This window comes from Pseudomonas chlororaphis (assembly GCA_001023535.1).
GTDB lineage: Bacteria > Pseudomonadota > Gammaproteobacteria > Pseudomonadales > Pseudomonadaceae > Aquipseudomonas > Aquipseudomonas chlororaphis_E.
The window spans coordinates 3,802,404-3,824,241 of sequence record CP011020.1 but is presented as its reverse complement, the minus strand read 5'-3'; the positions used below and the strand labels follow the sequence as shown (position 1 = coordinate 3,824,241).

7 protein-coding genes and 2 pseudogenes are annotated in these 21,838 nt (G+C 64.1%); 4 read left to right on the top strand and 5 right to left on the bottom strand.

Going from position 1 to position 21,838, the window contains the following annotated elements; translation table 11 throughout:
- Nucleotides 1-138: 138 nt before the first annotated feature.
- Complete coding sequence (locus tag VM99_16915) at nt 139-2,298, bottom strand: ABC transporter (protein AKJ99668.1); 2,160 nt, start codon at nt 2,296-2,298, stop codon at nt 139-141.
- A gap of 18 nt (nt 2,299-2,316) precedes the next feature.
- Complete coding sequence (locus VM99_16910; GenBank protein AKJ99667.1) at nt 2,317-3,675, bottom strand: channel protein TolC; 1,359 nt, start codon at nt 3,673-3,675, stop codon at nt 2,317-2,319.
- 452 nt (nt 3,676-4,127) lie between these two features.
- Between VM99_16910 and VM99_16905 the strand changes: the two are divergent.
- Nucleotides 4,128-13,482 (top strand): annotated as a pseudogene (locus VM99_16905) (type I secretion target).
- 1,131 nt (nt 13,483-14,613) lie between these two features.
- Here VM99_16905 and VM99_16900 read toward each other — a convergent pair.
- From VM99_16900 to VM99_16890, 3 genes and pseudogenes are all read right to left on the bottom strand, one after another.
- A pseudogene (locus tag VM99_16900) lies at nt 14,614-15,306 on the bottom strand (hypothetical protein).
- 262 nt (nt 15,307-15,568) lie between these two features.
- On the bottom strand, nt 15,569-15,964 hold the full coding sequence (locus VM99_16895) for a membrane protein (protein ID AKJ99666.1): 396 nt from the start codon (nt 15,962-15,964) through the stop codon (nt 15,569-15,571).
- An 8-nt stretch (nt 15,965-15,972) separates the two neighbouring features.
- Nucleotides 15,973-16,560: a hypothetical protein gene (locus VM99_16890; protein ID AKJ99665.1), complete on the bottom strand. Its 588-nt coding sequence runs from the start codon at nt 16,558-16,560 to the stop codon at nt 15,973-15,975.
- A 425-nt stretch (nt 16,561-16,985) separates the two neighbouring features.
- On the opposite strand from VM99_16890, the gene VM99_16885 reads away from it, so the two are divergent.
- From VM99_16885 to VM99_16875, 3 genes are all read left to right on the top strand, one after another.
- On the top strand, nt 16,986-19,112 hold the full coding sequence (locus VM99_16885; GenBank protein ID AKJ99664.1) for an ATP-dependent DNA helicase RecQ: 2,127 nt from the start codon (nt 16,986-16,988) through the stop codon (nt 19,110-19,112).
- 117 nt (nt 19,113-19,229) lie between these two features.
- Complete coding sequence (locus VM99_16880) at nt 19,230-19,664, top strand: MarR family transcriptional regulator (protein ID AKJ99663.1); 435 nt, start codon at nt 19,230-19,232, stop codon at nt 19,662-19,664.
- A 101-nt stretch (nt 19,665-19,765) separates the two neighbouring features.
- Nucleotides 19,766-21,784 (top strand): peptidoglycan-binding protein LysM, encoded by a 2,019-nt coding sequence (locus VM99_16875; protein ID AKJ99662.1) that lies wholly within the window; start codon nt 19,766-19,768, stop codon nt 21,782-21,784.
- The last annotated feature ends 54 nt before the right edge of the window (nt 21,785-21,838 follow it).

The window sequence follows — 21,838 nt, the reverse complement described above, 5'->3', positions numbered from 1 at the left end:
TGTGGCGAGGGAGCTTGCTCCCGCTGGGCTGCGAAGTGGCCCCAAAAAATCAACTCGATCTGCCTGACGTTCCGCGGTGTCAGGGTCCGGGGCCGCTACGCAGCCCAGCGGGAGCAAGCTCCCTCGCCACGGCATCGACTAGACGGCGCCAGACCCCACCCGCCCCTTGCGCAGCGCATCGATCACCGCGTCCTTCGGCCCGTCCGCCACGATCCGGCCGTTGTCCAGCACCACCAGGCGGTCCACCAGGCTCAGCATCGAGGTGCGGTGGGTAACCAGCAGCACGGTCTTGCCCTGCACACGGGTATGAAGTTTTTGCCGCAAGAGGTCCTCGCTGCTGTTGTCCATGGCACTGGTGGGTTCGTCCAGCAGCAGGATCGGCGGGTCGAGCAGCAGGGCCCGGGCCATCAGCACGGCCTGGCGTTGTCCACCGGAGAGCAGTTGGCCACGCTCACCCACCGGGCGGTCGAAGCCTTGGGGATGCTGGCGGGCCAGTTCGGTGACGCCGGTCAGTTCCGCCACTTCCAGCATGCGCGCGTCGCTGACGTAGCGGGCGCCCAGAGTGAGGTTGTCGCGCAGGCTGCCGGCCAGCAACGGCAAGTCGTGGGCCACGTAGCCGACCTGTTGGCGCAGGTCGGCGACGTCCAGCTGCCGCAGGTCCAGGCCGTCGAGCAGCAGTTGGCCTTCCTGCGGCGCATAGAAACCCATCACCAGGCGCGCCAGGGTGCTTTTGCCCGAGCCGCTGCGCCCGATGATCCCGACCCGTTCGCCGGGCTTGAGGCTGAAGCTGATGTCGGCCAAGGCCGGGGTGCTCTGGCCGTTGTAATGGAACGTCACGCCGCTGATGTCCAGCGCACCCTGCAATTGGGTGCGCTCCAGCGGCCGCTGCCTGGCATCGCGCTCCTGGGGCAGGGCCATCAGGGCATCGGTGCTGCGCATGGTGAGCTGGGCTTGCTGGTAGCGGGTGATCAGCCCGGCGATCTGGCCCAGGGGTGCCAGCACCCGGCTGCCGAGCATGTAGGTGGCCACCAGTGCGCCGACGCTGAGGTTGCCGGCGATGATGCTGTAGACCCCGGCCACGATGGTCGCCATGCCGGCCAGTTGTTGCAGGAACAGCGTACCGTTGGTCGCCAGCGCCGAGAGGTTGCGCGCGTGGCTGTCCAGGCGGGTGAGGGCGCCGTGGGTGCTTTCCCATTGATGCTGGCGCTCGCTTTCGGCGCTGCAGGCCTTGAGGGTTTCCAGGCCGCCGAGGGTTTCGATCAGCAAGGCCTGGCGTTGGGCGCCCAGGGCCAGGCTTTTTTGCACGGTGTCGCGCAGGCGCACCTGGATGATCATGGCGAAAACAATGGTGATCGGGAACGCGATGACCGGAATCACCACCAGCCAGCCGCCCAGCAAGCCGATCACCACCAGCATCAGCACGGCGAAGGGCAGGTCGATGAGGCTGGTGAGGGTCACGGCGGTGAGAAATTCGCGCAGGCCCTGGAAGTCATGGATGCTCTGGGCGAACCCGCCGATGGTCACCGGCTTGGCTTTCATGGCCATGCCGGTGATGCGTTCGAACAGGGTCGCGGAGAGGATCACGTCGGTTTTCTTGCCGGCGGTGTCCAACAGATGAGCGCGCACCACCCGCAGCACCAGCTCGAACCCGGTGCCGATCAACAATCCCACGGCCAGCACCCACAAAGTCGAAGTGGCCTGGTTGGGCACCACGCGGTCGTAGGTCTGCATGACGAACAGCGGCACCATCAACCCCAGCAGGTTGATCAGCAAGCTCGCCAGGATCGCGTCGCTGTACAGCCAGCGCGACAGTTTCAAGGTGTCGCGAAACCACGCTTCGACCCGCGGCACCAAGGGGGCGCGCAAGTCTTCGAGTTCATGCCGTGGCCGGGCGAACAAGGCCTGGCCACTGTAGTCGAGGGCCAGTTCCTCGCGGCTGACCCATTGTTCGCCGCCGTCGGCTTCGCTGGGCAGGATCAATGCCCGGCCGTCCTCGCCCCAACGCCGCAGTACCGCACAGCGCCCTCCCGCCAGGATCAGCATCACCGGCAGGTTGAGCGGCGAGATGTCGGCCAGCTCGCGGCGCAGCACCCTGGCCTGCAAGCTGGCCCGGGCTGCTGCGCGGGGCAGCAGCTCCAGGCCCAGGCGTTGGTGCGCCATAGGAAGCCCGGCGCTGAGGCTGGCGCGACTGGCGGTCGCGCCATGGAGTTTGCAGAGGATCAACAGGCCGTCCAGCAAGGGATCATCAAAGTTCAGGCGCGGGTCGGCGCCGGGGGTTGCGGGTTCCATGCTGGTCATGTCGGTCGCTCCCAGGCGCTACTTGAGTTCTGGCAACCGCGCTTCGTTCTTGACCTCGGTCTGCGCAATCGCGTCGGCCGGCAGCACCACCCGCTGTTTGTTCAGCAGCAGGCCCATGTTCGCCAGCACCCGGTACATCGAGTATTCCTCGGTGTAGCGCACTTCGGTGTAGCGCCGGTTGGCGTTGTACAGCTCGTTTTCGCTGTCGAGCAGGTCCAGCAGGGTGCGCTGGCCGAGGCCGAACTGGTCCTGGTAGGCCGCGCGCACACGGGTGGTGGTCTCGGCGTATTCGCGGGCGGTAGGGGTCTGCTTACGGGCGTTGGTCATGGCGTTCCAGGCCAGGCGCGTGTCTTCGTTGAGCTGGCGCAGGGCGTTGTTGCGGATGTCCATGGCCTGGTTGATCTGATGGGCGTTGGACGCGAGCCGGGCCTTGTCGCTGCCGCCGCGAAACAGGTTGTAGTTCATCACCACGCCCACGCGCCAGTTGTTGTCGTGGCCTTCCTCGCCGCCGAGGTTGTTGTTGGCGCCCACCGCGGCTTCGGCATCGAAGCGTGGATAGAACGGCGACTTCGCCACCTCGTACTGGCTTTCCGCAGACTGGATGTCGGCCTGGGCCGATTTCAGGTACGGGTTGTTGTCGATCATGCTCTGCTGGGCCTGGCGCAGGTCGGCGGGCATTTCACCCTTGGTCGAGGGCGGGGTTTCCAGTTCATCGGGCATGCGTCCGACCACGCTGTAGAAGTTCGCCTCGGCATCGGCCAGGTCCACTTCGGCGGTGTCGAAGTTGTTTTCCGCCAGGGCGCGACGGGCCCGGGACTGGTCGGCGTCGGCGGTGCTGCCCACCCCGCGTTCGGTGCGCAGGCCGATCTGGTCGTTGACCCGCAAGTGCGCTTGCAGGTTGTTCTTGGCCAGGGTTACCAGTTCGCGACGCTTGAGCACTTCCAGGTAGACCTCGATGGTGCGCAGGGCCAGGTCCTGGGCGGTGCCCTGGGCGTAATAGGCGCGGGAGTTGACCACGCCCTTGGTGCGTTCCACTTCATTGGCGACGTTGAACCCGTCGAAGATCATCTGCCGCAGGCGCAGCTCCGATTGGGTGTAGTTCAGGATATTGGTGTGGTGGTTGCCCAATGCCCGGGTGTTGGTGTTGTCGCTGTAGCCACGGCCGTAGCCGGCGTTCAAATCCACCGACGGGTAGAAGCCCCCCTTGGCGACCTTGACGTCTTCATTGGCCGACAGACGGCTGTCCACCCGCTGTGCCAGTTCCGGGTGGGTCGCGATGGTGCTCTGGATCGCTTCGGTCAATGACATGGCCTGCGCCTGAGAAGAGCAGGCCATGGCCAGCAAAACCGCGCTGCAGAGGGGGGTTAGAACGCGCATGGGGTGCATCTCCTGAGGTCTGTAAGTGCTTCGTTGTCGCCAGAAAATTGACGTATTTAAGATCAAAACCGTTTCAACCTTGTAACAACACAGCTAAGAACATCCTGCGAGAAACCTAAGAAGAATTTCTCATAAGGCTTATTTCGAAAAAAACTTATGTGCTCTTCGAAAACCAGCACATTGTTCAAAGCGCAAGCCTTTGAATCTGCGGGTTATGACGGCTTTTAGGCGTCAATAAAAGTTTCAGGCGATTTTCTAGACGACGTGAAGAAGTGTCGAAAGTGGGGACGGCGGGGCGAAATTAAGCGACGGTTTTTTGTCATTCTGTCGGAAAGCCAGCACCTTTCGACCCTGTAAAAGCTGGCAGATTTTCCAGCTTTTCGATCGCCATCCCGAGGACGGATTCTTCACCCAGACACGTGCCGATTGCAGTCGGCAACGGAGGACAGCACATGGCAGCGCTCATCGGTACCGTCAGCAAAGTGGTAGGGCAGGTTTTCGCAGAAGCGGCCGGAGGGCTGCGGCGGCCCTTGGTGGAAGGCGATCGGCTCTATGCCGGCGAACACCTGGTCACCGGTGCCGAGGGCGCAGTGGCGGTGCACCTGCAGAACGGCCAGGAACTGACCCTGGGCCGCGAGAGCAACCTGACCCTGACGGCGCAATTGCTCGCGCACCAGGCGCAGGCGCCGCATGTGGATACGCCGGAAGCGACGGCCCCCAGCGACGCGCAACTGACCGATGTGCAAAAACTGCAACAAGCCATCGCGGCCGGCGCCGACCCGACCCAGACGGGCGAAGCCACGGCAGCAGGCCCTGGGGCGGGCAACGCCGCGGGCGGCCTGGGTGGCGGCCACAGCTATGTGCTGCTGGAAGAGGTGGGCGGGCAGGTTGATCCGCAGATCGGCTTCCCCACCGCCGGTTTCAACGGGATTCCCGAGTTTCCGCAATTGCGCCTGGCCGCTGAGCCAGACAATAACGGCAACGACGCCGGCGTGCCGCCGGTGACGCCTCCCGACAACCCGGTGACCCTCGACGGGGTCGATGTGCAAGGCGGTGAACTGACCACCAACGAAGCCAACCTGGCCGATGGCACCGCCAGCAATCCGGGGGCGCTGGTGCAGAGCGGCACCTTCACGGTGTCCGCCCCCGACGGGCTGAGCAGCTTGAGCATCGGTGGCATCAGCGTGATGACCGGTGGCGTGCCTGTGGGCTTTCCCCAGGCCATCACCTCGACGTTGGGCAATACGCTGACCATCACGGGCTATGACCCGGCCACCGGAGTGGTCAGCTACACCTACACCCTCACGGGCAATGAAACTCACCCGACCGGCGGTGGTGCCAACAGCATTACCGAACAGTTCCCGGTGGTGGCGGTCGACACCGACGGCGACACCGCCACCGGCACCCTCGACGTGAACATCACCGACGACGTGCCGCAGGCGATCGACGACAACAACGCCAATAGCGCCTCCGAAACCCTGGTCACGCTCACTGGCAACGTGCTGCCCAACGACCTCCAGGGCGCCGACCGCATTCCCACCGGCCCCGACAGCGGCCCGATCGTGGGTGGGACGTTCACCGGCACCTACGGCACCCTGGTGCTCAACCCCAACGGCACGTACACCTACACCCTCAACACCAGCGACCCGCAATTTGTCGCGCTGCATGGGGGAGGCAGCGGTACCGAAACGTTCACCTACACCCTAACCGATGCCGACGGCGACACCAGCACCGCCAACCTGGTGCTGCAAGTCCACAACAATGACGACCCGGTGATCATCACCGGCCTCGACACCGATGGCGGCGAGCTGACGGTGCAGGAGAAAAACCTCAGCGACGGCAGCAGCCCGGATGCTTCGGCGCTGACCCAGAACGGCACCTTCACCGTCACCGCGCTGGATGGCGTGCAAACCCTGAGCGTCGGCGGTATCAACGTGGTGAGCGGTGGCGTGGCCGCTGGTTTCCCTCAGTCAATCACCACGGCGTTGGGCAACACCCTGACCATCACGGGCTTCAACGCCACCACGGGGGTGGTGAGCTACAGCTACACGTTGCTCGACAATGAAGCTCATCCAAACGCCAACGGTGCCAACAGCCTGAGCGAGCAGTTCGCGGTTGTGGTCACTGACGATAACGGCACCACCGCCAACGGCAACCTGGACGTGAACATCGTCGACGACGTGCCCAAGGCCGTGGACGACAGCAACGCCGCCACCGCGTCGGAAACCCACCTGACCTTGACCGGCAGCGTGCTGACCAATGACACCCAAGGTGCGGACCAGGTCGCGTCCGGCCCGGTTACGCCTGGTACGTTCACCGGGACTTACGGCACCCTGGTGCTCAACGCCGACGGTTCCTACACCTACACGCTCAATACGACGGATGCAGACTTCAAAGGCCTGCACGGTGGTGGCAATGGCAGCGAGACCTTCACCTACACCCTGACCGATGCCGACGGCGACACCAGCACCGCGAACCTGGTGCTGCAAGTCCACAACAATGACGACCCGGTGATCATCACCGGCCTCGACACCGATGGCGGCGAGCTGACGGTGCAGGAGAAAAACCTCAGCGACGGCAGCAACCCCGATGCTTCGGCGCTGACCCAGAGCGGCACCTTTACCGTCACCGCACTGGATGGTGTGCAGACCTTGAGCGTCGGCGGTATCAACGTGGTGAGCGGTGGCGTGGCGGCCGGTTTCCCTCAGTCGATCACCACCGCGCTGGGCAACACCCTGACCATCACGGGTTTCAACGCCGCTACGGGTGTGGTGAGTTACAGCTACACGCTGCTGGATAACGAAGCTCATCCCAACGGCAACGGTGCCAACGGCCTGAGCGAACAGTTTTCGGTCGTGGTCACTGACGACAACGGCACCACCGCCAACGGCAACCTGGACGTGAACATCGTCGACGACGTGCCCAAGGCCGTGGACGACAGCAACGCCGCCACCGCGTCGGAAACCCACCTGACCTTGACCGGCAGCGTGCTGACCAATGACACCCAAGGTGCGGACCAGGTCGCGTCCGGCCCCGTGACGCCCGGTACGTTCACCGGGACTTACGGCACCCTGGTGCTCAACGCCGACGGTTCCTACACCTACACGCTCAACACCGCGGATGGAGACTTCAAAGGCCTGCACGGCGGTGGCAATGGCAGTGAGACCTTCACCTACACCCTGACCGATGCCGACGGCGACACCAGCACCGCGAACCTGGTGCTGCAAGTCCACAACAATGACGACCCGGTGATCATCACCGGCCTCGACACCGATGGCGGCGAGCTGACGGTGCAGGAGAAAAACCTCAGCGACGGCAGCAGCCCCGATGCCCCGGCACTGACCCAGAACGGCACCTTCACCGTCACCGCGCTGGATGGTGTGCAGACCTTGAGCGTCGGCGGTATCAACGTGGTGACCGGTGGCGTGGCGGCCGGTTTCCCTCAGTCGATCACCACCGCGCTGGGCAACACCCTGACCATCACGGGTTTCAACGCCGCTACGGGTGTGGTGAGTTACAGCTACACGCTGCTGGATAACGAAGCTCATCCCAACGGCAACGGTGCCAACGGCCTGAGCGAACAGTTTTCGGTCGTGGTCACTGACGACAACGGCACCACCGCCAACGGCAACCTGGACGTGAACATCGTCGACGACGTGCCCAAGGCCGTGGACGACAGCAACGCCGCCACCGCGTCGGAAACCCACCTGACCTTGACCGGCAGCGTGCTGACCAATGACACCCAAGGTGCGGACCAGGTCGCGTCCGGCCCCGTGACGCCCGGTACGTTCACCGGGACTTACGGCACCCTGGTGCTCAACGCCGACGGTTCCTACACCTACACGCTCAACACCGCGGATGGAGACTTCAAAGGCCTGCACGGCGGTGGCAATGGCAGTGAGACCTTCACCTACACCCTGACCGATGCCGACGGCGACACCAGCACCGCGAACCTGGTGCTGCAAGTCCACAACAATGACGACCCGGTGATCATCACCGGCCTCGACACCGATGGCGGCGAGCTGACGGTGCAGGAGAAAAACCTCAGCGACGGCAGCAGCCCCGATGCCCCGGCACTGACCCAGAACGGCACCTTCACCGTCACCGCGCTGGATGGTGTGCAGACCTTGAGCGTCGGCGGTATCAACGTGGTGACCGGTGGCGTGGCGGCCGGTTTCCCTCAGTCGATCACCACCGCTTCCGATCTTAATCACCACGGCGTTGGGCAACACCCTGACCATCACGGGCTTCAACGCCACCACGGGGGTGGTGAGCTACAGCTACACGTTGCTCGACAATGAAGCTCATCCAAACGCCAACGGTGCCAACAGCCTGAGCGAGCAGTTCGCGGTTGTGGTCACTGACGATAACGGCACCACCGCCAACGGCAACCTGGACGTGAACATCGTCGACGACGTGCCCAAGGCCGTGGACGACAGCAACGCCGCCACCGCGTCGGAAACCCACCTGACCTTGACCGGCAGCGTGCTGACCAATGACACCCAAGGTGCGGACCAGGTCGCGTCCGGCCCGGTTACGCCTGGTACGTTCACCGGGACTTACGGCACCCTGGTGCTCAACGCCGACGGTTCCTACACCTACACGCTCAATACGACGGATGCAGACTTCAAAGGCCTGCACGGTGGTGGCAATGGCAGCGAGACCTTCACCTACACCCTGACCGATGCCGACGGCGACACCAGCACCGCGAACCTGGTGCTGCAAGTCCACAACAATGACGACCCGGTGATCATCACCGGCCTCGACACCGATGGCGGCGAGCTGACGGTGCAGGAGAAAAACCTCAGCGACGGCAGCAACCCCGATGCTTCGGCGCTGACCCAGAGCGGCACCTTTACCGTCACCGCACTGGATGGTGTGCAGACCTTGAGCGTCGGCGGTATCAACGTGGTGAGCGGTGGCGTGGCGGCCGGTTTCCCTCAGTCGATCACCACCGCGCTGGGCAACACCCTGACCATCACGGGTTTCAACGCCGCTACGGGTGTGGTGAGTTACAGCTACACGCTGCTGGATAACGAAGCTCATCCCAACGGCAACGGTGCCAACGGCCTGAGCGAACAGTTTTCGGTCGTGGTCACTGACGACAACGGCACCACCGCCAACGGCAACCTGGACGTGAACATCGTCGATGACGTGCCCAAGGCCGTGGACGACAGCAACGCCGCCACCGCGTCGGAAACCCACCTGACCCTGACCGGCAGCGTGCTGACCAATGACACCCAAGGTGCGGACCAGGTCGCGTCCGGCCCTGTCACGCCTGGGACGTTCACCGGGACTTACGGCACCCTGGTGCTCAACGCCGACGGTTCCTACACCTATACGCTCAATACGACGGATGCAGACTTCAAAGGCCTGCACGGCGGGGGCAATGGCAGCGAGACCTTCACCTACACCCTGACCGATGCCGACGGCGACACCAGCACCGCCAACCTGGTGCTGCAAGTCCACAACAATGACGACCCGGTGATCATCACCGGCCTCGACACCGATGGCGGCGAGCTGACGGTGCAGGAGAAAAACCTCAGTGACGGCAGCAACCCCGATGCCCCGGCGCTGACCCAGAGCGGCACCTTTACCGTCACCGCACTGGATGGCGTGCAAACCTTGAGCGTCGGCGGTATCAACGTGGTGAGCGGTGGCGTGGCCGCTGGTTTCCCTCAGTCGATCACCACCGCGTTGGGCAACACCCTGACCATCACGGGCTTCAACGCCACCACGGGGGTAGTGAGCTATAGCTACACGCTGCTGGATAACGAAGCCCATCCAAACGCCAACGGTGCCAACAGCCTGAGCGAGCAGTTCGCGGTCGTGGTCACCGATGACAACGGCACCACCGCCAACGGCAACCTGGACGTGAATATCGTCGACGACTTACCAACCGCTCACGCCGACTCGGCCTCGGTGGTGGAGGGCGGGACGGTGAGCGGCAACGTACTGGACAACGACGTGGGCGGTGCCGACGGGCCGGCTGCCAGTGGCGCAGTGATCGGCGTACGGGCTGGCAACGACACTTCGTCCCCGGTGATCGGCGGCCTCAACACCCAGATCAACGGCACCTACGGCTACCTGACCCTGGACGCCAACGGCAACGCCGTCTACCACAGCAACCCCAATAGTGTCGGCGCACCGGGCGCCACCGACGTGTTCACCTACACTGTGCGCGACGCCGATGGCGACCAGAGCACCACGACCATCACCATCGACGTGCACAACAGCTGCCTCGTCGCCACGTCGGACCAGGACATCACCGTCTACGAAAAAGCCCTGGACCTGACCCAGGACGGCCAGGACCTGGCCCCCGGCACCGTCACTGGCAGCAACCCGAATTCCACCGGCGAAACAGCCAGCGGCAGCCTGGTCGGTTCGGTGTCCGGTGCCGTGGGTGCCGTGACGTTCGCCTTGGTGGGTAATGCCACCGGAGCCTACGGTCAGTTGTTGCTTCACGCCGACGGGACCTACACCTACACCCTGACCGCGCCGACCACGACCACGCCTCATGCCAATGACGGCCCGAACGTCTTGAGCGAAAGCTTCACCTACCAGGCCACGGACTCCCTGGGCAATACCGTCACCAGCACCATCGTGATCAACATTGTCGACGATGTGCCCAACGCCCATGCCGACTTCGCTTCGGTGGTGGAGGGCGGCACGGTCAACGGCAATGTGCTGGGCAACGACGTGCTCGGCGCCGACGGCGGTGAAGTCATCGGCATCCGGGCCGGCAACGACACCTCGTCCCCGGTGATCGGTGGCCTCAATACCCAGATCAACGGCACCTACGGCTACCTGACCCTGGACGCCAACGGCAACGCCGTCTACCACAGCAACCCCAATAGCGTCGGCGCACCGGGCGCCACCGACGTGTTCACCTACACCGTGCGCGATGCCGATGGCGACCAGAGCACCACGACCATCACCATCGACGTGCACAACAGCTGCCTCGTCGCCACGTCGGACCAGGACATCACCGTCTACGAAAAAGCCCTGGACCTGAACCAGGACGGCCAGGACCTGGCCCCCGGCACCGTCACTGGCAGTAACCCGAATTCCACCGGCGAAACAGCCAGCGGCAGCCTGGTCGGTTCGGTGTCCGGTGCCACGGGCGCGGTGACCTTCACGCTGGTGGGCAACGCCACGGGGGCGTATGGGCAATTGCTGCTCCATCCGGACGGCTCGTACACCTACACCCTGACTTCGCCCGCCACGACCACGCCCCACGCCAATGACGGCCCGAACGTGTTGAACGAAAGCTTCACGTACAAGGCCACCGATGCCCTGGGCAACAGCGTCAACGGCAGCCTGGTGGTGAGCATCGTCGACGATGTGCCCAAGGCAGTCGCGTCCGAGCGATCGGTCACGGCGGTGGAGATCGATTCGAACCTGCTGATCGTGCTCGATGTGTCTGGCAGCATGAAAGACGATTCCGGCGTGCCGGGGCTTTCGCGCATGGATCTGGCCAAGCAGGCGATCAGCGCCTTGCTCGACAAATACGACGACATGGGCGACGTCAAAGTCCAGCTTGTGACCTTCAGCGGCAGTGCCACCGACCAGAGTAGCGTGTGGGTGGACGTGGCAACGGCCAAGACGCTGATCGCCGCGTTGAACGCGCACGGTGACACCAATTACGATGCGGCCGTGGCGATGGCCAAGACGGCGTTCGCAACCCCCGGACAACTGACCGGCGCACAGAACATTGGCTATTTCTTCTCCGATGGCAAGCCGACCCTGGGCGAAATCGGCTCGGCGGACGAGGTCGCGTGGAAAGCCTTTCTCGATGCCAACAACATCAAGAATTACGCCGTCGGCCTGGGCAGCGGCGCCAGAAACGTCAACCTCGACCCGCTGGCCTATGATGGCAGCACCCACACCGACACCAACGCGGTGGTGGTCACTGACTTGAACCAGCTCAATTCGGTGCTTTCCGGCACGGTGCAGGGCGTGCCGGTGACCGGTAGCCTGTTCGGCGAGGGCGGCTCGTTCGGCGCCGACGGCGGGTTTATCAAGAGCCTGGTGGTGGACGGCACGACCTACAGCTACAACCCGGACGCCAACGGTGGCCAAGGTGCGCTGACCGCCAGCGGCGGGGCCAACCACGGCTCCTTCAATACCGTGACCAACACCCTCAGCATTGCCACCGCCCATAGCGGCATGCTCGTGGTGAATCTCGATACCGGTGCGTTCAGCTATGCCTCCCAGACCACCACCAGCACCGTGATCACCGAGAACATCGGCTATACCCTCAGCGATAACGACGGTGACCTGGCCAGCTCCAACCTGGTCATCAAGGTCCAACCCAACAGCCCACCGGTGGCGGTCGATGACAACATCATCACCAACGTGCTCTCGGGCAACATCGTGATTCCGGGCGAACTGCTGCTGGGCAACGACGGCGATGCCAATGGCGATCCGCTGAGCGCTTCGCCCACCAGCTTTAACACCGGCTGGGTGGCCCGTGGCGCGGACTTTACCGGCAGCACCGGCACGGCGAGCTTCACCGGCAACAATGTGCAGTCGATCAACCTCAGCCGCAGCACGTTCGTCGCCAATGCCGCGACCATGACTGCCGTGCTGGTGGTCAGCGGCGCATTGGGGGCGGTGTCCAACAACAACGCCAATGATGAAGACCGGCTCAACATCAGCCTCAAGCAAGGTGAAACCCTTACCCTGGATCACAACCTGGCGGCCGGCCACGTCAGCCTGGAATACGCCCTCAACGGCGGGCCATTCATCGCCATTGCCGATGGCGGCTCGTTCACGGCCGCCGCCGATGGCAATTACCAGATCCACGTGACCAACATTGCCAACCCCGGCAACGGCAACGTCAATGCGGCGGAAAACTACCAACTGACCCTGACCGTCAACTACGCCGGCGCCCACGACATCACACCGGATTACCACGGCACCTACACCGCCAGTGACAACCATGGCGGCAGCGACGGTGCGGCGGTGAGCATCAGCTACCAGGCCGGGCACACCCTGACGGGCACCAGCGGTGATGACGTGCTGGTGGCCGGCGATGGCGACAACGTCCTCAACGCCGGCGACGGCAACGACATCCTCAGCGCGGGCTCGGGCAACAACGCCCTGCACGGTGGGGCGGGCAATGACTTGCTTTACAGCGGCGCGGGCAACGACCTGCTCGACGGCGGCACGGGCAACGACACTGCCAGCTACGCGCACGCCACGGCCGCGGTGACGGTGAACCTGGGCCTGTTGGGCGCGCAAAACACCCTCGGTGCAGGCACCGATACCTTGAACGGCATCGAAAACCTCGTCGGCTCGAACTTCAACGACACCCTCACCGGTGACGCCGGCAACAACCGCATCGATGGCGGGTTGAGCAATGACGTACTCAATGGCGGGGGGGGCGACGACCTGCTGATCGGCGGCCTGGGCAACAACACCCTGACCGGTGGCAGCGGCGCCGACACCTTCCAGTGGCGGGCGGGCAACAGCGGCCACGACGTGATCACCGACTTCACCCCCGGCGTCGACAAACTCGACCTGTCGCAACTGTTGCAGGGCGAAAACGGCAGTGCGGCGTCCCTGGACGATTACCTGCACTTCACCGTCAGCGGCAGCGGTGCGTCGGTCACCACCAGCATCGACGTCAGCGCACTGGCCGGCGCCACGCCGAGCCAGACCATCGACCTGGCGGGCGTCAACCTCGCCAGCCACTACGGTGTCACGCCGGGGGCAGGTGGGATGATCGCCGGAGGCGCGGACACGGCGACGATCATCAACGGGATGCTGAACGACCATTCCTTGAAGGTGGACACGGTGTGATTTGAGCGGTACCGCGGCGTCTGGTCTGGGGCGGTTTCGTCCCTTGCCGGTCCAGTCCCTCAGTGGCTGATCGTTCCCATGCGGTACGTGGGAACGATCAGCCTCGTGCTTTTATATCGTGCCGACAATGATGATGAACGTCGCCGTCTTGCCGTTGGAGGTCGCGGTGACCGTCACGAAACCGTATTGGTCGCCGGCGATCAGCTTCGGCGACACGGCGTCACCCTGGCTGTTGGTCGTCGCGGTCGGTGTCTGGTCGTCCCCGACGAAGCGGGTTCCGGTTTCCCTGTCGTCGATGATCGTGTAGGTGACCCAGGCGCCCTCTACCGGATTGCGGTCCTGATTCAAGGTGCGCGCCGTGAGGGGCAGGGGGAACTCAGTCCCTTCGGGCGCGATCTGGCCTTGCCCCGTGACCACGGACAGATGCTCCACGTTCTTCGTCGGGTCGCCCTCCTGCGACACCACTCGCAAGTGGAACGTGGCTGTCCGGCCGCTGGACAGGGCGGTGACCTGCAACGTCCCCGTCCTGGCGTCGGTCACCAGCGCTGGCGACGTCGCATCACCCTCGGCGTTCGTCTGCACGATCGGTGTCTGGTCAGCCCCTTCGAACCGGGTCCCGGTTCCGCCATCATCCGTGACTGCAAAGGTGACCTGTGCGCCCTCGATCGCTGCGTCCAAGGGGTCTCTTGCCCGTGCGGTCAATGGCTCCGCAAACCGGCTGTCTGTGGGGGCGGCCTGGAGATTCCCCGCCTGCGTTCGTAGCGACTGAACCTCGCCCGGCCCACGGGACATCACGGTCAGGGCGAGGTGGCTTGCGCCGCGGATCTGCCCGGTATCGGACAACAGCCGTACCCGGCCATCGGTGATCCGGCCCTCGGGGGCGCTGTTATCCACACGCAGCATCGCCGTTTGTGCCGTGGCCCAGTTGGCTGCGCCTTGCAGGGTGCATGACGCGGCTTTACCGTCCTCGGCGATCCATTGGGTGGCGCCGCTCTGGCAGGACAGGTCAGTGATCGCGGTATGGGTGGGGGCGTGGTAATACAACTGCTCGCCGGGTTTGCCTGCCACCGGGGATTCTCCGTCCACCTGGGTCACGCGTACCGCAATCGGCACGCCAGCCGCTCCCGGCTTGGCCACTGGCACGCTCGGCTGTTCCACCGGGACACTGCCCTCGGGCAACCGCTCATTGAAATATCCCGCGACTCCGGGCCAGATGCTGCTGATCTGCGTGCCAGCGTTGTACCCCGAACTGAAACCATAGTTCAGGGCAACCACCGCATTGGTTCGCGCATCGATCACTGGCGATCCGGAGGACCCTGAGTCGGTGTCGCAGTTGTATTTTGCGAAATCCGTCCGTCCGTTGTTACGCACTTCGGTCACCCAGCAAGGGTGCCCGTCGTCGTGAAAGCGCGAAATTCGTTTCGGCCCCGCCAAGGGGTGCCCTGCAATGTAGACCGGGTCGCCAACCTCCGAGATGCGGGTATCCAGGCCCAGGTAGCCGAAGGCGTCCAATACGCCGCTGTCGACCGCCGCCTGATTCAGGGCCAGCAGCGCAAAATCACCCGAGCCATCGGATGCAACGATTCGCTCGACCGGCACCCGGACAGCAGGCCGCACAGCCTCCGAGTCGCAGCTCGTTTCCTCGTAATCGAACTCCACCACCATCCGCGTTATGTCCGGGTTCTCACCGATGACATGCAGGTTGGTGAACACGAGGTTCCCAGGCCCTACCCGCCATGCAGTGCCATAGCTGCGCCCGGTATAAATCCTGCCGACCGCCCGTGAGCGCTGGTACTTTGCCGGGTCCGACGCCTGTACGCATCGGGCCTTTTCGAGCTGGCTCTCGCCGATGATCTGGCCAGGAGTGATCGGGGTGGCAGGCGCAGGCTGCACGGCAGCGACCGCCAACCCGGCGGCCAGTACCAGCCCGGCAAAGGCCAGCGGCGCCAGCTTGTTTTTCAATGGGGTCGGCATGGCGGATGCTCCGGTCGCGAAAGGACGATGGAGCGATTAATGAGGTGGATTCGGTTCGCTGGCTACTGTCGGATCTGACAGGTTGCGCGAGTGGCTGACGGATGGTCGGGGCTTACGGTTTGCGCAGGGTCTTCTGCTTGAGGATGTAGACCGTCACCAGCACCGCGCTGGTGAGCATGAAACCGCGGGCCCAGGGCAGGGGGACCAGGTAGCAGGAAAAGAGGATGCTCGCCCACATCAGGCCGATGGCGTAGACCTTGCCCTTGAGCGGGATGCCATTGCCGCTGAGGTAGTCACGGATCCACGGGCCGAGGCGGGGATGTTCTACCAGCCATTGGTAGAAGCGCGGCGAGCTGCGCGCGAAGCAGGCTGCGGCCAGGAGCAGGAAAGGAGTCGTGGGGAGGACGGGAACGAAGATACCGATGACCCCCAGCACCACGCTCAACCAGCCGATGGCCAGCAGAGCGTAACGCAGGATCAGCGGGCGATTGCCGATGGGCGCGGACACCCAGGCACTCAGTGGTGACGAGGCTTGAGGATCGCCGGTTTCTCATCCGGTGCGTTGCACAGCAGGTACAGGGCGGTGAGCGCCTCCGGGATCTGCACGATCATGTCGTCCATCAGGTTGGCGTCGGCAGCGATGTCGGAAAACTCCGGCTGCTCGTCGAACAGCCCGGAACCGACCATGATCGGCAGCAGCATCTCGCTGACTTCCTCTTCGGCGGTTTCGAACCAGGCGGCTTCGCGCAGGAACACGCCTTCCATGAAGCCGATGCACCAGCCACGCAGTTCCGAATCGTCCGGGTCATCGCCCAGGTCCAGTTCACAGGGCAGCTCGAATTCCTCGTCGGAAGCCAGCTGACGGGCGATGTGGGCCTTGAGGCCAACCAGCGTGGCTTCGATTTCGGCACGTTGGGCTTCGTCGCTGTAATGCGGCTCTTCGGCGAACAGGGCATCGATCCATTCGCGATCCGGCACCGGTTCGGAGCAGATCGACAGGGCGGTCAGATAGCCATGAGCGGCCACGTAATCCAGCGCCTCTTCGTGCAGCTCATCGGCGTCGAGGAAGACTTGCAGGCGGGTCAGTTGCTCAGCGAAGGACATTACGGGCTACCTTGGGGAATAAACAATGCGGGAATTCTAGGCCTTCTTGCGCCCACAGGCCAGCCGCGTGGCGTATTTGCCTTGTCGGTGAGGGCTGAACTGCGCGCATGCCCTGGCACATATAGCCCGTGGCGAGGGAGCTTGCTCCCGCTGGGGCGCGCAGCGGCCCTGTTTTTTGGGGCGGCTTCGCCACCCAGCGGGAGCAAGCTCCCTCGCCACGGGCTATATGTGCCTCGTCCAGCACTCGCTTCAACCACCTCTTGTCAGCAGCGCCCTTTGCACCGAAGGCCTCGGGTATACTGCCGCGTTTTGTGATGCCCTGCGGCGTCCCGCCGGTTCGAAACGCACACTTACGATTTGCCCAGGCAGCGTGGGTGATTCTGAACCAGCCTTGCAGGGATGTTTCGGTGATTTTTGGAGTTCCTATGCTCGAACAGGCTCAACGCGTCCTCAAGGACATCTTCGGCTACGACAGTTTCCGTGGCCGCCAGGGTGCCATCATTGAGCGCGTGGCCAGCGGTGGCGATGCCCTGGTGCTCATGCCCACCGGCGGCGGCAAGTCCTTGTGCTTCCAGGTGCCGGCGCTGCTGCGCAACGGCCTGGCCGTGGTGGTGTCGCCGCTGATCGCCTTGATGGATGACCAGGTCGCGACCCTCGAGGAACTGGGCGTGGCCGCCGCGTCGCTGAACTCCACCCTGAGCGCCGAGCAGCAGCGGGACCTGGCGGCGCGGATCAAGCGCGGCGAAGTGAAGATGTTGTACCTGGCGCCGGAGCGCCTGGTGCAGCCGCGCATGCTGGCGTTCCTGCAGAGCCTGGAAATCGCCCTGTTCGCCATCGACGAAGCCCACTGCGTGTCGCAGTGGGGCCACGATTTTCGTCGTGAATACCTGCAACTGGGGCAACTGGCGGAACTCTTCCCCGACGTCCCACGTATCGCCCTGACGGCCACCGCCGACAAGCGTACCCGCGAAGAGATCGTCGAGCGCCTGCACCTGCAGAACGCCGAGCGATTCCTCTCCAGTTTCGACCGTCCCAATATTTTCTACCGTATCGTGCCCAAGGAGCAGCCGCGCAAGCAGTTGCTGGCGTTCCTCGCCGAGCGGCGCAGCGACGCCGGCATCGTCTACTGCCTGTCGCGCAAGAAGGTCGATGAAGTGTCGGCGTTCCTGTGCGAGCAGGGGTTTCCGGCGTTGCCCTACCATGCCGGCCTGCCCAACGACCTGCGGGCCTATCACCAGAAGCGCTTTCTCAACGAAGAAGGCCTGATCATGGTGGCCACCGTGGCGTTCGGCATGGGCATCGACAAGCCGAACGTGCGCTTCGTCGCGCACCTGGACCTGCCCAAATCCCTCGAGGCGTATTACCAGGAAACCGGACGTGCAGGCCGCGACGGCCTGCCGGCCGATGCCTGGATGGCCTACGGCCTGCAAGACGTGGTGATGCTCAAGCAGATGCTGCAGAACTCCGAAGGCGACGAGCGGCACAAGCGCCTGGAGCAGCACAAGCTCGACGCGATGCTCTCGCTCTGCGAGGAAACCCGTTGCCGGCGCCAGACCCTGCTGGCCTATTTCGACGAAGACATGCCCCAGCCGTGCGGACACTGCGACAACTGTGTCGACGGCGTGCAGACCTGGGATGCCACCGAGCCGGCCCGCCAGGCGTTGTCGGCCATTTTTCGCACCGGTCAGCGTTATGGCGTGGGGCACCTGGTGGATGTGCTGCTGGGCAAGGACAACGAGAAGATCCGCAGCTTCGGTCACCAGCACCTGTCGGTCTACGGCGTGGGCAAGGCCCGCAGTGAAAGTGAATGGCGATCGTTGTTCCGTCAGCTCGTGGCCCGCGGCCTGGCCGACATCGACCTGGAAGGCTACGGCGGCCTGCGCCTGACCGAGCGCTGCCGCCCCTTGCTCAAGGGCGAGGTCACGCTGGAGTTGCGCCGCGACCTCAAGCCAGCCACCGCGGTCAAGAGCAGCAAGAGCCAGGCCAGCCAACTGGTGCGCGGCGAAGAGCGCGACCAGTGGGAAGCCTTGCGCGCCTTGCGCCGCAAACTGGCCGAGGAACATGGCGTGCCGCCGTACGTCATCTTCCCCGATTCGACACTCTTGGAAATGCTCCGCAGCCAACCCGCGACCCTGGCCGACATGGCTCGGGTCAGCGGCGTGGGGGCGCGCAAGCTGGAACGTTATGGCGAGGCCTTCCTCCAGGTGCTGGGCGGCGAGGCCGAGGCGCCGGCGGCGGTGCTCGACGTCCGCCACGAACTGATCACCCTGGCACGGGCCGGCATGACGCCGCTGCAGATCGCCGGGCAGTTGCAGTGCTCGGAAAAGAACGTCTACACGATGCTGGCCGAGGCCATCGGCCAGCAGCAGTTGTCCCTGGAGCAGGCGCTGGACCTGCCCGAGGACTTGATGGGCGAGGTGCAGGACGCGTTTCTGGATGGCGAGGGCGAGTTGCCATCGGTGTCGGAAGTTGCCGCACTGTTTGTAGGGCGAGTGCCAGAAGGTGTGCTGTATTGCGTCAGAGCCGCCTTGCAGTCGGAATTTGAAGTCTGATCAGTGTGTTAAGCGCCTTTAACGATTCACTACAGGGCAACCCTTGCTTGAATCCGAAGCTCATGCTTAGCTGACTAATAATTAGCATTTCCCTATTTCAGATCTGATGAGTTTTTTATGCCGTTAACCGATCAACACCGATTTGGCATGCAACTGGCGCAGATGTCCCGGGGCTGGCGCGCCGAGCTGGATCGTCGCCTGGCGGGGCTGGGCTTGTCCCAGGCACGCTGGCTGGTGCTGTTGCACCTGGCGCGTTTCGAACAGGCGCCGACCCAGCGTGAGTTGGCCCAGAGCGTTGCCGTCGAAGGCCCGACCCTGGCCCGCTTGCTCGACAGCTTGGAAACCCAAGGGCTGGTGCAGCGCCAGACCGTGGCCGAAGATCGGCGTGCGAAGAAGATCGTGCTGTGCCCGCCGGCCCGACCGCTGATCGAACAGATCGAAACCATTGCCACGCAGTTGCGCCGGGAGTTGTTCGAAGGCATCGACGAAGCGGACATGCGTGTGTGCATGCGGGTCCACGGCAGGATCCTGGCCAACCTGGAAAAATCCTGAGGCATATCGGCGGTATCCCGACTTTTGAGATTCGGCCGTTAGCGAACTATAACCAGTACTGAGCAATCGTATTGGATGCGTTCGAATCGAAAGGGATACCCATGCTTGAAAGTCTGCAGTCCACGTTGCGCAGTGGAGTCAACGTGTTGGTCGTCGTGGGGGCATTGGGGTATTCGGCCCTGGCGTCTGCGCTGGGGCTGGGGGAGATCACGCTTCATTCTGCCTTGAACCAGCCGTTGCGCGCCGATATTGCCCTGGTCGATGTCGCCGGGCTCGCCGAGGGCGACCTGTCGGCCAGCCTGGCAAGCCCGGACGATTTCAATCGCGCGGGCGTGGAGCGGGTGTTTTTCCTCAACAACCTGCGCTTTACGCCGGTATTGCGAGGTGAGCGCAGTTACATCCGGGTGACCTCCAGCAAACCGGTGGAAGAACCGTTCCTCAACTTCCTGGTACAAGTCAGCCAACCCAATGGGCGCCTGTTGCGCGAGTTCACCGTGCTGATGGACCCGCCCGGCACACCGGGGATCGTGCCGGCCAATGACGAACCCGGTGCAGCCGCGCAGTCGTCGACACCGAGCCAAGCCGCGCCGGCCACCAAGCCGCCCCCTGCGACACAAGGCAAGCGCTACACCGTCGTGCCGGGGGACAACCCTTGGATCATCGCCAAGCGCTTGCATGATGCCGGCAGCAACGGCTCGGTCAACGAGCTGATGGAAGGCATCCAGGCGCTGAACCCCGGCAGCGACCGGCTCTCCATCGGTCAACGCTTGTTGCTGCCTGATTCGGCCGTGTTGCCGACCTCCGTGGGGCCTGCCGCTGGCGCTGCCACTGTAACGGCCGCCTCCGATGAACAGTTGGCCGCCAGCGTGCTGCAAAACCAACAGCAACAGAAAACCATCGAGGCGTTGCAGGCCCGGCTCCAGGCGCAGGACGAAGAAATCAACGGCCAGCGCAAGCAGATCAGCGAATTGCAGGCGCGTTTGGCCGAGTCCGCCCCCGCGCCTGCCGTGGCCGCCCAGGCGTCGTCGCCACCTTCGGCAGCGGCCCCGGTGGCGGACGTCCAGTCGACAGCGCCAGCGGCCACCGAGCCGGAGCCGGACGGCATCGACTGGCTGTGGGTGGGCGGGCTGGTCGGCTTGCTGGGCTTGCTCGGATTGCTGTTGTTCATTCGTCGTCGCCAGCAGGAACAGGTCGATTCGACGCCGATCCCCGAGCGCCCTGCGCCGATATTGGAAGACGCGGCCGAACCCTATGCCGTGCCCCTCGACAAGGCGCAACCCGAGGTCGCCAGCACCTTCAATCACGGCGATACGCCCTTGGGGGATGTGCTGGAAGGTGTCGGGATCTACCTGACCTACGGTCGCTTCACCGAGGCGGCGGGGTTGTTGCGTGCGGCCTTGCTGGCGGAGCCGGAGCGCACCGACCTGGGCCTCAAGTTGCTTGAGGTGCTGGGCAGGCAGGGCGATGTCATCGGTTTCCAGGCCCAGGAACAACATTTGCTGGCCCAGGGCGTCGACGCCGACGTGCTGGAGGGTATTCGCGGGCGCTACCCCAAGGTGGCGACCCTCGCCACAGCGGCTGCGGTTCCCGCCGTGTTTCAGGCATCGGCCGCCGAGCTCGCGCCGCAACCGCCTGCTGCTGCGCCGGCCCCGCCACCCACCCACGTGCCGGGCGACGAATTCGAACTGGACCTCGACGCGCTGTCCCTGGAAACCAGTTGGGACTTGGCCGATGTTCCGTCGCCTGCCGTAGAAAAGCCGGCATCGGCGGCCTCTGACGAGTTGTCGCTCTCGGGATTCGGCGAACCGGAACTGCAATGGGAGGCCCCCCTGGAAACCGAGTCGCTGGACGATGATTTCCTCGACAGCTTTGCCGATGAAGAGCAGGCGCTGGAGCTGGAAGCATTGCCCTTCGAACCGGGCACTGTTGAAGCCGATTCCCTTGAGTCCTTTACCCTGGAGCCCGAGGTGCCGGAAACCTCGGAGAAGTTGGAGCAGGCGCAGAACTGCATCGATGATGGCGACCTCAAGACCGCCATCTCACTGCTGGAAGAACTGCTCGAAGAGGGGGACGAGCCCCTCAAGCAGACCGCCCGGGTGTTGTTGGCCGGGATTCGCTAGGCATTGACGGGGTATCGGCTTGCCGGGCTCTTCGCGAGCAGGCGCCAATGCCCC